The 15,407-nt window shown below is 36.3% G+C and carries 10 protein-coding genes; 4 read left to right on the top strand and 6 right to left on the bottom strand.

Annotated features, from left to right (window positions below):
• Nucleotides 1-23 precede the first annotated feature (23 nt).
• The 5 genes from C7D53_RS17445 to C7D53_RS17425 all read right to left on the bottom strand — a co-directional run bounded on the left by C7D53_RS17445 (nt 24) and on the right by C7D53_RS17425 (nt 9,206).
• A complete protein-coding gene (locus C7D53_RS17445) occupies nt 24-2,237 on the bottom strand; it encodes a TonB-dependent siderophore receptor (protein WP_106917697.1) in 2,214 nt (737 codons plus the stop codon).
• 35 nt (nt 2,238-2,272) lie between these two features.
• On the bottom strand, nt 2,273-4,468 hold the full coding sequence (locus C7D53_RS17440; protein ID WP_106917696.1) for a TonB-dependent siderophore receptor: 2,196 nt from the start codon (nt 4,466-4,468) through the stop codon (nt 2,273-2,275).
• A gap of 150 nt (nt 4,469-4,618) precedes the next feature.
• Nucleotides 4,619-7,693 (bottom strand): preprotein translocase subunit SecA, encoded by a 3,075-nt coding sequence (gene secA, locus C7D53_RS17435; protein WP_106917695.1) that lies wholly within the window; start codon nt 7,691-7,693, stop codon nt 4,619-4,621.
• A gap of 126 nt (nt 7,694-7,819) precedes the next feature.
• Nucleotides 7,820-8,041: a DUF2795 domain-containing protein gene (locus C7D53_RS17430; RefSeq protein WP_002662059.1), complete on the bottom strand. Its 222-nt coding sequence runs from the start codon at nt 8,039-8,041 to the stop codon at nt 7,820-7,822.
• 136 nt (nt 8,042-8,177) lie between these two features.
• A complete protein-coding gene (locus C7D53_RS17425; RefSeq protein ID WP_106917694.1) occupies nt 8,178-9,206 on the bottom strand; it encodes a GDP-mannose 4,6-dehydratase in 1,029 nt (342 codons plus the stop codon).
• Between the two features lie 89 nt (nt 9,207-9,295).
• On the opposite strand from C7D53_RS17425, the gene C7D53_RS17420 reads away from it, so the two are divergent.
• Both C7D53_RS17420 and C7D53_RS17415 read left to right on the top strand, forming a co-directional pair.
• Nucleotides 9,296-10,093, top strand: a complete 798-nt coding sequence (locus tag C7D53_RS17420; RefSeq protein WP_106917693.1) for a DUF2797 domain-containing protein — start codon at nt 9,296-9,298, stop codon at nt 10,091-10,093.
• Between the two features lie 34 nt (nt 10,094-10,127).
• A complete protein-coding gene (locus C7D53_RS17415; protein WP_106917692.1) occupies nt 10,128-12,794 on the top strand; it encodes an AsmA family protein in 2,667 nt (888 codons plus the stop codon).
• A gap of 125 nt (nt 12,795-12,919) precedes the next feature.
• Here C7D53_RS17415 and C7D53_RS17410 read toward each other — a convergent pair whose 3' ends face one another.
• Nucleotides 12,920-13,270 carry a hypothetical protein gene (locus C7D53_RS17410; RefSeq protein ID WP_106917691.1) on the bottom strand — a complete coding sequence of 117 codons (351 nt, stop codon included), beginning with the start codon at nt 13,268-13,270 and terminating at the stop codon, nt 12,920-12,922.
• A 174-nt stretch (nt 13,271-13,444) separates the two neighbouring features.
• Here C7D53_RS17410 and C7D53_RS17405 point away from each other — a divergent pair, with 174 nt between their 5' ends.
• Complete coding sequence (locus tag C7D53_RS17405; RefSeq protein ID WP_076352774.1) at nt 13,445-13,639, top strand: hypothetical protein; 195 nt, start codon at nt 13,445-13,447, stop codon at nt 13,637-13,639.
• Nucleotides 13,640-13,760: 121 nt separating this feature from the next.
• Entirely contained in the window at nt 13,761-14,807 is a 1,047-nt protein-coding gene (locus C7D53_RS17400; RefSeq protein WP_106917690.1) for a PA0069 family radical SAM protein, read from the top strand.
• Nucleotides 14,808-15,407 lie beyond the last annotated feature (600 nt).

Here is a 15,407-nt window from a genome sequence, read left to right as displayed (position 1 = left end):
CCGAGAGGGCTAACCTTTATTTTTTAGAATTTATATCCAATTGATATTCTGAAATTTCTAGGCGCATCTGCCTGATAATAATAATAACCAGCATATGGTGAACCTGAGTATAAATACCTGTTGAAGATATTAAATACGTTCAGATTTACTCTGAATTTTGAGTTCTCCCAAGAAGCTCCTGCATCAAATTTTACATAGTCAGCCATTTGTAGGGTATTTGTACTTCCCCAATTCCAGCTGCTTCTATCTGCCATGTAAGTTCCTCCGAAGCTTAATCCGAATCCTTCAAGGATATTATCACTAAAAGTATAATTCAACCAACCGTTTGCTGTATGTTTTGCATAGCCGGGAACTCTGTCTCCTTTTTTAGCGCTAGCTGTTGTTTCTGTATATTTGTTTTCTGTAAACGCATAATTGAAAATAGCATTGAACCCTTTTACAATCTCTCCCTTAAGATCAAACTCGACTCCCTGAACTCTGGTTTTTCCCAGTAGAATAGAATATTTTCCATTCGGATTATCCGTAAGATCCGGGTCTCCTGTAATTTCATTATTTTTATTGATGTTATATAATGAAAGAGTAGTATTCCATTTTCCTGCGAACCAATCTTTCTTAACACCTACCTCAATATTGCTGCCTGTTAATGGTGAAGCCGTTGTTCCATTTCTGAATAGTCCTGCCTGTGGTACAAATGATTGATCATATAATGCGTATGCAGACATATTTTGATTAATAGAGTAGCTTAATCCAATACGGGGGGTAATTCTGTTGGCTTCGGCTTTTGTTCCGTAATTCACTTCTTTTACGTTCGTGTAGCGGGCTGCTAATGTAAGTCTTAAGGCATCATTAAAGAAACCTAATTCATCCTGTAGATATAAACCTGTATACCTTTGATCTATTGTACTTCCTGCACCAGCTCTTACAGAAAGAGGAGTGCTCTTGTCAAAAGTCTTGTAGGCTGTGGTATTATTAGGGCCGGAATAAGCTAGATTGCCAGGGATATTAATGTCATAGTTACTGGTATCTATATTATACCAATATCTGTAATCTTTATCCTTATTGTTTATTGCATCATAATCCCCATTGGCATTATATTTATCTAAGTTGTATCCTTGTGACCAGTCAGCCATATATCTCTTACTTCCCAGGTCAAGACCTGCTAAGATCTTGTGAGAAATAGTTCCTGTTTTTACAAATCCGTTCAAAAAGACCTGTCCAAATTTCATTGTATTGTCCGCTTCCCAATAATTTAGGCGACGAATCATATAATTACCCTCAAACATACTTGGCCAAAGGTCACTTCCCATTGTATATTCATTCACATACGTCAATTGGGACGTTAATTTCCAGTTTTCGTTGAATTTATGTTGTAAATTAACATTGATGGTATTGTTATCAACTTTTGTAGGGTCAATACCCGCATCTGTAAGTGTATATCCAACCGGTTTTGCTTTGTAACCTTGGAAACTGAACACATAGGCAGAACCTACTTCAGACATTTTTGCCTTTTGATAGATATACTCAGCTGTTAAAGTAGTCTTATCACTAAGCTCTACTTTCAATGAAGGATTAATAATATACCTGTCATTGAATTCATAATCTCTGAAGCTGTTCTTATTCTGAGCCATTAAATTCAACCTGAAAGCTACTTTATTCGTGATTTTAGTATCTATGTCAGCTTCACCTCTATACATATTGAAGCTTCCAAGCGTGATTCTTGCTGTTCCGTTAAGGTTGCTTCCGGTAGGTTTTTTAGTAACAATATTATAAATTCCACTTGGCTCACCATTTGACATTAAGAAACCTGATGGGCCTTTAATAAACTCAATATGATCTACATAGCTCATATCTTCACTTAAAGGTCCCCAAGTTGAAGTTACATTAACTCCGTTCATGAAAGCAGCGGCTCTAGCCCCTCTCATATTTACCCTTGTATACATATCTCCCCAATGCTCCAGTCTTTGGGCTCCGGCAACGTTTCTTAGAACACCGTCACTTAAAGTTGTAACCTGCTGGTCTTCTAGGGCTTTGTTGGTAATGATTGAAATATTCTGAGGTATTTTGATAAGTGCTTCATCTAATCTAAGAGATGAAGAACCCTGTTTTTCCACGTATTTTTTATAATATCTTCCGTTGACAACTACTTCTTCAATATCATTAGATTTAATCGTGTCTTTTTCCTGAGCTAAAGTTAACATGGATGTTAATAATGCAGCTCCTATTGTCAGTTTTTTCATTGTTTATATAAGGGGTAGTAAATTATTTTAACAGTTTAGAATTTATAAGTAAGAGTTCCTATAGCGTTGATTAGTCGCTGCGGATTTGCTGTTGTATATCCAATCCAGTAATGTTGGTTGGTAAAGTTGTCTACTTTCACCCCAATTCTGAATTTTCCGGTGTCATAATATGCGCTGGCATTCAGAACAACATATGATGGTAAAGTGAATACTTCGTTAGTTTTGTCTGTTGTATTGAAAGTATTTACAATTTTATTTTCGCTGGCATAGTTTCCGCCAACTCCGAAACCAAGACCTTTAAGCGTTCCGTCTAAAAACTGATAACTTGCATAAAGATTAGCCAAATAAGGAGATCCTGATGTATTCGGTCTTCTGTTCAGAACAGATTCGTCAGATTGTGTGTATTTTGAATCATTGTAGCTAAAGCCGGCAATTGCTGTAAAGCCTTTTAGCAAATAAGCGTTAATTTCAAGCTCAACACCTCTGCTTACAATTGTTCCATCTTGTATCTGTGCATTTGGGGCTTCTACAGACGGGATATTTCTTAAAACATCTTTTACCCTGATGTTATAATAACTGAAAGTAGATGATACTTTTCCGTTAAATAAATTGGTCTTAATCCCTCCTTCCATTTGGTTAGCTTGTTCAGGAACCGGTGTTCTTGTAACCTTGGAGGCATCTACAAAATAATTAAGATTTTTGAAACTGTTTTGGTAATTTCCAAAAACAGAAACCTTATCTTTTATAAGCTCATATACGATCCCTAATTTGGGAGAGAAGAACGTTTGATTTAATTTTTTGTTTTGCTCAGGATCAATTGTATTTGGTTTGTTAACGTAATTATCAACGCGCAATGCCATTAATACATTTAGGTTATTGGTGATGTTCAGTACATTTGAAATATAAACAGCATAGTTCTCCTGAATTCCTTTTATAAGGTATGGTTTTTCATTTCCTGCCATGGCGTTGTATTGTGCCTGTAATGCAGTACCGTTAAAATTAGTATAATCAAAACCTGGCTGATGCAATGGAACAGGAATTGAGTTCCCCCCTGCATCTTTATCAAAGCCATTAACATCATAGAAATTCTGATCATTGTTTACTCTTAAATAATCAAATCCTAATACCACTCTGTTTCTTAAGTTCCCAATACGGAAGTCTCCATTAAAGTTTTGTTGGAAATTGAATGATTTTTTTCTGCTGTCTCGTGTAGATTGGTCACTTCTGTACATACTGCTTGCATCATCTCCGGAAAAATATAAATAAGGCATAAAACCGTTAGAATAGCTGGATGATGTACTGAAATTGGTGGAAGAAGTAATAGAATTTGAAATCTGGTAATTCACTTGTCCGAAGAAGTTGATACTCCTTCCTGTATTGGTAAGATCTTTTCCTAAATATGAATTTTTATAATCAAGGTTAAGGTCTTTTACATTGTTTACCTTTTGCAGATACTTACCAGAGTAAAAGAAAAACGTCTGATCCCCCATATTTTTCATTTGAAAAAGTTCCATATCAAGGTTGATGCTCAGGCGGTCTGTAGGTTTATAGCTTAGACTTGGCGCAATTGCTAAATTTCTTCTGAATCCCTCTGTTTGAAAAGTTCCCTCGTTTGTATAAGCAGAATTTAAACGAAACAATAATTTTTTATCTTGAGTAAGAGGAGTATTGATATCTACTGCAGCTCTGTAGGTATCATAACTACCTCCGGATACACTGATGTTTCCTCCAAAAGTTTGATACGGTTTCTTGGTAACCCTGTTGATTACACCGCCATAGCTTGAAAGCAAACTTCCGAATAATGTTCCCGATGGACCTTTCAGAACCTCCAGTTTTTCTAGATTAACAGCATCAATAGTACCTGTTACAGCACCTAGAACACCATTTCTTAAAGAATTTGCAGAAACAAAACCTCTTAAACTTACATAGGCCCCACCATCACCGGCTCTACCATTGGATGTCCACATGGGTTGTAGGCCGGGAATATTCTTTACAGCATCATCTGCAGTATAAATTCCTTGATTTTCTAAAATGACTTTATCTATGCTTGAGAAAGACTGCGGGTTTTCAATAGCCTTTAAAGGCATCTTATTTGAATATTCACTATCTTTCTTTATATAAGAGTTAATAAGAATTACTTCTTCTATGCTTTTGGTATTGGTAGAATCTTTTTCTTGAGCGAAGGTCAATATAGGACCAAGCATTGAAGCACAGATCAGTACATTTTTCATGAAGTCAAATTTTCTGCAAATATATTATTTTTAAGTATTCTAAATAAATAAAATATTTGATATTTATCATGAAAATAGTATATACTGAATAACAAAAAACCGCTTTGGCAATGCCAGAGCGGTTTTTTAATCATATTGGTAATTGTTTTCTTACGCTGGAATTTCTCCTTTGTATAAGAAAGAAACAATTTCTTTGTTTAGTTTATCCATCATTTCGCTGAATAAGTGGAAAGATTCTTGTTTGTAAATAACAAGCGGATCTTTCTGCTCATAAACAGCACCCTGAGAAGATCTTCTTAGATCATCCATTTCACGAAGGTGAAGCTTCCAGTTTTCATCAATGATTGATAAAGTAATGTTCTTTTCAAAATCATTGATTAAGCTTTCACATTGAGTATCGTATGCTTCTTTCAAGTCAGCCACAATAGTCATCGTTTTGTGCCCATCTGTGAAAGGAACCTGAATCATCTTAAACATTGATCCTTGGTTTTGATATACATTCTCAATGATTGGGAATGATTTTTCCTTCAACAGGTTCAGCTTCATCTTATAATCTTCCTGAGCGGCGTTGAATAGGATATTAGTTAAATCCTGAACCGTTTTATTATTAAAATCATTCATAGAAACCGGAGATTCCATTGTGAATGTTTTAATGATTTCGTATTCAAAATCCTTATAATTTCCAGTAGCTTTTCCTTTCGCAACGATAGAATTAGCAACATCGAAAATCATGTTTGTAATATCATATTTCAAGTGGTCTCCGAATAGAGCGTTCTTTCTTCTCTTGTAGATGACGTCACGCTGCTTGTTCATTACGTCATCATACTCAAGAAGTCTCTTTCTTGTTCCGAAGTTGTTTTCCTCTACTTTTTTCTGAGCTCTTTCAATAGACTTACTGATCATGGAGTGCTGAATAACTTCACCTTCCTTATGACCCATTCTGTCCATCATTTTAGCAATTCTTTCAGAACCGAATAAACGCATCAGATTGTCCTCAAGAGAAACATAGAACTGAGAACTTCCTGGATCTCCCTGACGTCCTGCTCTACCTCTCAACTGTCTGTCAACACGTCTTGAATCGTGTCTTTCTGTACCAATAATGGCAAGACCTCCTGCTTCTTTTACTTCCTTAGAAAGCTTAATATCCGTACCACGACCCGCCATGTTGGTTGCAATAGTTACCACCCCCGGCTGTCCTGCTCCTGCAACAATCTCAGCTTCTTTCTTGTGAAGCTTCGCGTTCAATACCTGGTGCGGGATTTTTCTCAACTGAAGTGCTTTTGAAAGCAACTGAGAAATTTCAACAGAGGTAGTACCTACCAGTACAGGTCTTTTTGCTGCAGTCAATCTTTCGATTTCCTCAATTACAGCATTATATTTTTCTCTATTAGTTTTGAAAACTAAATCTTGTTTGTCATGTCTTAAAATAGGACGGTTGGTTGGAATTACCACAACATCTAATTTGTAGATTTCCCAAAGTTCGCCAGCCTCCGTTTCAGCAGTACCCGTCATCCCCGCAAGCTTATTGTACATACGGAAGTAGTTCTGAAGAGTAACTGTTGCAAAAGTTTGTGTTGCAGCCTCAATCTTTACGTTTTCCTTAGCTTCAATAGCCTGGTGAAGTCCGTCTGAATAACGACGACCCTCCATGATACGTCCTGTTTGCTCATCAACAATTTTCACCTCACCATCAATCACTACATACTCATCATCTTTTTCAAATAATGTATAAGCTTTCAATAGCTGGCTCATGGTGTGAACACGTTCTGATTTTTCAGCAAAATCAGAGAAAAGTCTTTCTTTAGCCTCGAATTCTTCTTCTTTAGATAAATTTTTAGCTTCTACTTCAGCAATTTCAGTCCCAATATCAGGAAGAACGAAGAAGTTAGCATCAGAGTTTCCTTGAGACATGTACTCAACACCTTTGTCTGTAAGGTCAACCTGATTGTTCTTTTCTTCAATCACGAAGTAAAGATCCTTATCTACAATCGGCATATCACGGTTGTTGTCCTGCATGTATTGTGCTTCAACTTTCTGAAGCAATGCTCTGTTTCCGCTTTCCGATAAGAATTTGATTAATTGTCTGTTTTTAGGAAGACCTCTGTAAGCCTGAAGCAACTTGAATCCTCCTTCTTTGGTGTTTCCTGCAGCGATTAATTTTTTCGCCTCATTGAAGATTGCGGAAACTGTTTTTTTCTGAACTTCAACAATTCTGTCGATTGACGGTTTAAGAACATCAAACTCCTGTCTGTCTCCCTGAGGAACCGGACCGGAAATGATTAGTGGTGTTCTCGCATCATCTACCAATACAGAATCCACCTCGTCAACGATAGCAAAGTTCAATTCTCTTTGTACCAATTCTGTAGGTGAAGTCACCATGTTATCTCTCAAATAATCGAAACCAAATTCATTATTGGTTCCATACGTAATATCTGAGTTGTATGCTTTTCTTCTTCCATCTGAGTTCGGCTGGTGGTTGTCGATACAGTCAATGGACATCCCATGAAACTGATAAAGAGGTCCCATCCACGCGGAGTCTCTTTTTGCAAGGTAGTCGTTCACTGTAACAACGTGAACCCCTCTTTCAGGAAGAGAATTTAAGTAAATAGGTAATGTTCCTACCAAGGTTTTACCCTCACCGGTTGCCATCTCGGCAATTTTACCACTGTGAAGAATAATACCTCCGATAAACTGAACGTCATAGTGGACCATATCCCAAACTACAGGAGTTCCGGCAGCGTCCCATGAGTTTTTCCAAACAGCAGTGTCTCCTTGAATTTCAACGAAATCTTTCCCTGCAGCAGCAAGTTCTCTATCCCAGTCACTTGCAGTTACACGGATTTCTCCATTCTGAGCCCATCTTCTTGCCGTTTCTTTTATCAATGCAAAAGCTTCCGGAAGAACCTGAACCAGGACTTTTTCTTCAATTTCGTATGATTCTTTCTTTAAAGACTCAATTGTTGAGAAAAGAGCTTCTTTCTCATCAACGTTTGTTGAGTTTTTTATCTGCTCTTTAATCTGTTCTATTTGAGCTGTGATCTTACTGGTTGCAGATTTTATATTCTCTTTAAACTCAGCAGTTTTTTGTCTCAAACCATCATCCGACAATTGTTGGATGTTAGGTTCTACAGCCTTGATTTTTGTTACAACTTTTTTTACTTCTTTTAGGTCCTGCGCTTTTTTGTCTCCCAAAAACCCTTTAAGAACTTTGTTTAAAAAACTCATAAATTTTTTGCTTTATGCTTAATGCAAGATGCTTTAAGCGTTTTAAATGACACGCTTATCGTGTAAGTTAATATATAAAAAAGGGCAAAAAAGCTCTAAGCACGCAGCCTAAAGCTTATCGCTTTATTAATATTCGTCCTCGTTCCAAAGGAAATCCTCGTCCGTAGGATAGTCACTCCATACTTCCTCAATAGATTCATAAATTTCTCCTTCATCTTCGATTGCCTGAAGGTTTTCAACTACTTCCATAGGAGCACCAGTTCTGATTGCGTAGTCAATAAGCTCTGCTTTTGTCATTGGCCAAGGTGCGTCACTTAGATATGAAGCTAATTCTAATGTCCAGTACATAATTTTCTAATTTTTTGCAAAAGTATAAAAATAGGTTGTATAATAAACTTTTTTATACTTGATTTTCAATTCTTTTTATAATTTTTTCTTATAAATGACTGTCACCAACTGCACGGCAGCCATGTCAGTAATTTACTTAATGTCGTTTTCTCAAAAACCATTCCACAAATTTTTTTATGCCATTTTGGAAGTCAGTGGAGGGTTGATAGCCTATTAAAACCTTTGCTTTTGTAATATCTGCATTCGTTTTTGTGACATCACCCGGCTGCATTGGCAGATTTTTTCTGACAGCAGTCATGCTCATGGCATTTTCTATGGTGGCAACCATATCGTTTAAGGTGATTACCTGATTTTCTCCAAGATTAAGAATTTCATAAACATCAGAATTCTTTTCCAGATAAAGAATAGACTTGGTCATGCCATCAATAATGTCATCAATATAAGTGTAGTCTCTTGCTGTATTTCCGTCTCCGTAAAATGGAATCTCCATTCCCTCAGAAATAAGTCGAGTAAATTTGTGTATGGCAAGATCTGGGCGTTGTCTTGGTCCATATACCGTGAAGAATCTTAGCTGAATCATATCAATATGATAAAGCTTATGATAAACATGTCCTAGAATTTCCCCACATTTCTTGGTAGCAGCATAAGGAGAAATGGGATTGTCTACATTATCTGTTTCTGCAAAAGGAGTCTTTTCATTATTGCCATAAACACTTGATGAAGAAGCGCAAATGAATTTTTTAATGTTAAAATCCTTACAAAGCTCCCAAAGGTTCATGGTGCCGCGAACATTCACTTCTTCATACTCCAAGGGCCTTTCAATAGAGGGGCGCACACCGGCTAATGCCGCCAGATGAATCACCATATCAATAGAATGGCTCTTAAAAATGTTTTCAAGCCCTTTTTTATCTCTAATATCCTGATAATAAAGGGTGTAATTGGGAGAGTGGGAGAGGGAAGCTAGGTTCCGGATATCGGTCTCTTTATCAGAGAACTCAAAATCCGAAATTTTATCAATTGACTCTAAAGTGTTTTTAATTTTGATCTGATAGTTGTAGAAATCATCAAAATTGTCAATGTTTATGACAGAATGTCCATTTCTTAATAATCGTTCAATTAAATGGGAACCAATGAACCCGCTGCCTCCTGTTATAAGATAAATCATCTGTGGTTTTTATTTGCACAAAAATATAAATTTTACTTTTTGAAAAATATATTCATTAAATTTACGTAAAAAAGTAATATAAATATAATATGCAGTTTCAAGGGCAAATATTAAAAATGACAAGCTACGATGCAAAACCTATCCAATATTATCTCAATCTTTCTGGGGATTTGATCCATATGAATGAGCTGTTTGGAAAGGAATTAAGCATTAAACATATCGGATTCCAGTGTGTAAACTGTGGCGAGAATAAACCTATTTACAGAATGGGATTCTGCAAGAGCTGCTTTTTTGAAAGTCCTTATGCAAGTAATACCATTATCCGTCCGGAGCTTTCTACCGCACATTTAGGGGTGGCAGAGCGTGATCTGGAGGTAGAAAAACAAATTCAGCTTCAGCCTCATACCGTTTACTTGGCTTATACCGGAGATGTAAAGGTAGGGGTAACCAGAAATACACAGATCCCGACAAGATGGATTGATCAGGGTGCAACTTTTGCATTACCCATTGCAAGAACAGAAAATCGTTATGAAGCAGGAATGATTGAAGTGGCACTAAAGGATCATTTACAGGATAAAACTAACTGGAGAAAGATGCTTCAGGACGATTTTGAGGGAGAGATAGACCTTGCGGATTTCAGACAGAAGATTAAGGAATATTTTCCTGAAGATTTTCAAAAGTTCTATAGTGAAGGAGAAGAAATATGGAAATTTGACTATCCTTTTGAAAAGCCAGAAAAAGTAACTTCATTTACCCTAGATAAAAAACCTGAATTTACAGGAAAGCTTGTGGGTATTAAAGGTCAGTATCTTGGATTTGAGGGAGGAAACTTCATCAATGTAAGAGGACATGAGGGGTATGTAATTGAATTGGCTATAAAGAATTGATCTTAATTTAAGATACATTAAACCAAATCACAATATGAAAAAATGGGTTAAAAGACTATTAATAAGCTTCGGAATTCTGGCAGGATTACTTCTTGCTGCGAATTTCGGACTGAATATGTGGCTGAAAACCCAACTTCCGAACTATATAAAAAACAATACAGACTATAAGGTCTCCTACAAAACTCTGGATGTGGATCTGGGAACAGGGAATATCTTTGCAACAGGAATTTCCGTTAATAGTAAAGACCCTCAAAATACGAATGTTTTAGGTCTTCAGGGGACGATTGATACCTTAAAGATAAGCCGCTTTGGAATTTATGATGCTATTTTCAACAAAAAGATAAGCTCCTCCGATCTCTTATTGGCAAAGCCCAACCTAAATGTAATTCTTGCCCAGCCTGTTGATCATAAAACAGGTAAGAAAAAGAACCCGTTTTTATTCGAAAATATAAGAATTAATAATGGTTCTGTTGCTATTTTCAGGTCTACCAAACAGAAGCTACTCTCTGTACAAAAACTTAATCTGTTTGTAGAAAACCTACAGATGACAGAAGAATCTATAGAAAATAAACTACCTGTTGTTTTCGATAGATACAGTATAAAAGGTGAGCGTTTCTTCTTCAGGCCGGATAATGTATATGCTGTTACTATTCAATCTATCAATACAGCTAACGGACAAATGTCAGTTGAAAATTTAAAGCTGATTCCACTGTTGTCCTTTGAAAAGTTTAAAAAATATTATCCTAAAAAAACTCAGCTGTTTGAATTTTCTATTCCTGAAATGAATTTCAAGGAGGTGATCTTAAATAAAAATAAGATTTCTCTACAGGATGCAGATTTCCAAAATCCTCTTTTGACCGTTTACAATACCGGAGTGAAAAATGCGAAGAAAACGCGTAAACCATTAAACTTTGAGATTAATTTAGAGAATATTAGACTAAAAAATGCGATTGCTCAAGTCAATAAACCCGACGGAAGTAAGCTTTTATCCGCTGGAAACCTAAATTTGAATATCACCAAACTGGCATTTAACAAAGAAACCTCAGAGCAGGTTATCCCCATAGGGTATAAGGATTTTACTTTCTCAGGAAAGGATATTGTATATTCCAATCATCAGAACATTACCATTGGAAGTGTTGCACTAAAGCCCACTAATGGAGAACTTAGAAATATTTCATTCTCACCAAACTCTGTAGCTAATGGAAAAACAACACTGGATTTAAAATCCAGCAATGTTGCCTTTACTATCAATAAACTGGAATTTATCAATAAAAAGCTGAATCTGGATGTCAAGGATTTCCTAGTTGAAAACCTAAACGGAACCATCAGAGCAGGAGAAAATAAACAGAAGAAAAATGTTGCTGCAGGGATCATAGGATCTGTTGTCATCAGAAAAACCTCCCTAAAAAACTCAAATCTAATTTATGATAAAGGAAAAGAGCCGCTGGCATTCCATGACCTGAATGCGACGGTAAATGGCATTGAAATAGCGCCTAAAGCCAATAATCAGGGCCTTTCTTTTAAAGTAAAGGATTATTTTCTGACCACCCGTAATTTTGCTTATAGAACTCAGTTTTATAATATCAGCCTTGGTCTTTTAAAACTGAACAAAAATAAGGTTCAGATTAATAATTTTGCAATGAAACCTATCGTTTCGAGAACGCAGTTTATCAAAATGATACCGGTTGAAAGAGATTTATATGATCTAAAGATGGAACAAGTAACTGCCGAGGGAGATTGGGATCTGTTTTCTAATAATAAATCCATCAATGCCTCCCAAGTTGCCATTCAATCTGCAAATGCAAATATTTTCAGAAGTAAGATTCCTAAAGATGATCCAAAGGTGAAAGCTTTGTATTCAAAGATGCTGAGATCCATTAAAATTCCTATGAATATTAATAATCTGGATCTGAAAAACTCAGTTTTAGTCTACGAAGAAGATACCCCCGAAAGTATGGGGCCGGGGAAGTTAACGTTCAGCAACTTTAATATGAACGTCAAAAATCTGAATTCTGCCAAAGCAAAAGGAAAACCCACAAAGGTTGATATTAAGATTAACTGCTCGTTCATGAACCTGTCACCGCTTTCTGTTAACTGGAGTTTTGATGTTGCAGACCACAACGATGCTTTCGCTATTTCAGGAAAAACCACTAATCTTCCGGCCAATGGGATTAATCCATTTATAAGGCCTTATCTTCACGTGACGGCTACGGCCGGAACTATTCAGGAGATGCTTTTTAATTTTAAGGGAAATCCTGCCGGTTTACACGGATCATTCAATTTAAAGCATAAAGATTTAAAAATTGCCGTTTTAAATAAACATAATCATGAGAAAAAAGGCTTCTTAACTGCAGTTGCCAATGTTTTCTTAAAGTCGAATTCAGGCAATTTTCCTGAATCAGTAGCTGTGGAGAATGTAGAACGTGATCCTACAAAGTCATTTTTTAATCTATTTTGGAAAGGAATTGAACAAGGGCTGAAGAAGACCCTGATCGGAAAAAACGTTGAAAAAACAGAAGCAAAAGTGAAGAATGCTGTTTCTTCAGTAAAGGAAATGAAGCAATCGGTAAAAGAAATTAAGAAAGAAATAAAAAATACAAAGAGTAAAGAATCTACACCAAAGCCCCCTGCAGAAGAAGAAAAAAAGAAAGGGTTTTTCAATAAAATCTTTAAAAAGAAAGACGAGGGAGAAGCAAAATAACCTTTTAAACCATTAAAATGCATTCATACTTAACTTATGATGTCAATTATTAATAGAAGGATTGGTTTTGTTTTTTAATCAAAACGATCTTAATGGTTTAAAAAATTAATATTTATGTTCTTAAGTTAATAATTAAACTCATCACTATCCAAAACAGGAATGTTTCTTAGGAATTCATCAAACTTTTCACCGGGATAATTACTGTCTGCACCATAGGAATCAATGATCATTCCACGGTTTCCTGCACTATCTTTTAATACATATAGCACCGCATTGTCATCCGGATTGCTGTCTCCCTCAAAACGATATGTTTTTAAGATCACCAATTCCGAGGGTTGGTAGACTTTATCAGAATTTTCAAATTTCATTTCACAGTTTTCATTCATTCTGAATTCCCTCTTAATCCCCCTCTCAGAGAGGGTATGCATAACTTGGCTTAAGGTTGTCATTCTATCGCTGTTTTCTGAATTTTCCATAATACTATTTTTGTTATTGAGTGCAATAATTAAACCATTGCTTTTCTAAAGATAAGAAAAATAACGCATTAGAGTTTTCTTGAAAATTGGGGTTAATGTTAACAAAATTTATAATTCAGAAAAATAAAATAGGTACACTTTTTGCAATGGTATCAATAATAAATCAAAGAAAATATGAAAAAAGAAGTTGGAGTTTTGCTGGCAGGAGGAGTTGGTCTTTTGGCAGTATTAAGCTTAATAGGATTAAAAAAGATATTGACTAAAAAAGACAAAAAATATAGTGATACCTATTCGGACTATCACAGACACTTTGATGAAAAGAACCACGACGACGAAACACACGGAGTGGAATTTTACGCGCTGAAGTAGTAAAAAAATATATTTAATTATGTTTAATCCAACGCTTTTGAAAGTGTTGGATTTTTTTGTGGAAAACTTTAATGTTAAAGTTCATTATTTTAAAACAATTCCATTATAATTTTACATCGGGATGAAAAACGAAAACTTCATAAAAGGTCAGGGTGCTCAGCGGAACGTAGTCAATCGTTTCGACAGGTATACCCATGAGCCTGAAGATGAAGACTTCGAAACCATAAAGACCACTTTTACCGAAGTTTTTCCAAAAACCATTGTGAATCAGGTTAAAAGTGAAGACCTCCCAATGGAATACTCCATGAATCCTTATCAAGGATGCGAACATGGCTGCTCCTATTGTTTTGCAAGACCTACCCATGAATATTGGGGCTATAGTGCCGGAATTGATTTTGAAAGAAAGATCATGGTGAAAAAAAATGCTCCTGAATTATTGGAAAAGTTTTTTCAAAAAAGAGGATATAAAGCAGCACCCATCCTACTGTCTGGCAATACAGACTGTTATCAGCCCGCCGAAAGACAATTTGAAATCACCAGAAAACTCCTGCAGGTTTGTCTTGATTACAGACATCCTGTCAATATTCTTACAAAAAACGCAATGGTGCTAAGAGATCTGGATATTTTAAAACCAATGGCAGAGCAAAACCTTGTTTCCGTATCATTAAGTATTCCTACCATTAATGAAGACTTAAGACGAAAAATGGAACCAAGAACAAGCTCCGCGAAAAATAAATTAAAGGCCATAGAAATTCTCTCCGAGAATAAGATTCCAGTACATGTCATGGTAGCTCCCATCATTCCGGGACTTAACAGTGATGAGCCCTTAACCATTCTTAAAACAATTGCTGACGCCGGCGCTTTGGGATTCGGATACACCCTCGTCAGATTAAATGATACGGTAGAGCCTGTTTTCGTTAACTGGATAGAATCTCATTTTCCGGATAGAGCACAAAAAGTACTCAACCTGATCCGTTCCATGCGTGGAGGAAAACTTGGTGATAAAAGATATTTTGAAAGACAGAGAGGAGAGGGGAATATTGCAGACATGATTCACACCACCTTTAAAATAGGGCGAAAGAAGTTCTTTGATGGAAAAGACTTTCCCAAACTCTCCACTAGTAATTTCACAGGAGCACGAGATCAGCAACTGAGATTGTTCGATTAATTTTCATTTTCCATCCAAATAAAGAATCTGTATCTATATAATATAATAGGTAATAAAAGATTCATCTATTCTCTATTTATTACCATTCCTCTTTTCAGGAGCTTTATCCTGCTATTCACTTCTACTCCTCGCTCCATGCGTCCCCAATCCAGGTCCACCCGCTTCCCAACCCTTGCTGCGGGGTAACCGTTGCTATCAGGGCTAGGGAAGATGTCGTATATATAAATATAGTATATAGGCATATCTTCCATCACCCATTATTCATTATTTATGTCCCTCCTTCCCATCTCCCAAACATTTGTTTAAAATCTTTCCCGCTGCCTGCCAGCCCCTTATGAAAAAATAGGAACAAAATATGAACTTTATGTTAAATAAACTTGCGGGTTATGGTATAAGTTTCTATCTTTGCCCCACTGAAAACGAGAGTGGATCAGTAGCGCAGAAGAGCCTTTTGATAGGCAGAGACATTATAGACTACCAGGGAGGCAAGCTAAAAAAAAACCTTCAACTTTTACACTGTAGGGGTTGCGAGATAAAAAAGAGTTTGTATCTTTGCAGTCCCAATAAAATGGGAGCGCAGGGGTAGGATGATTGAGGTGT

This window comes from Chryseobacterium aurantiacum, from assembly GCF_003020585.1.
GTDB lineage: Bacteria > Bacteroidota > Bacteroidia > Flavobacteriales > Weeksellaceae > Chryseobacterium > Chryseobacterium aurantiacum.
Note: the sequence above shows the minus strand (reverse complement) of the source record. Positions and strands in the feature narration are given on the sequence as shown.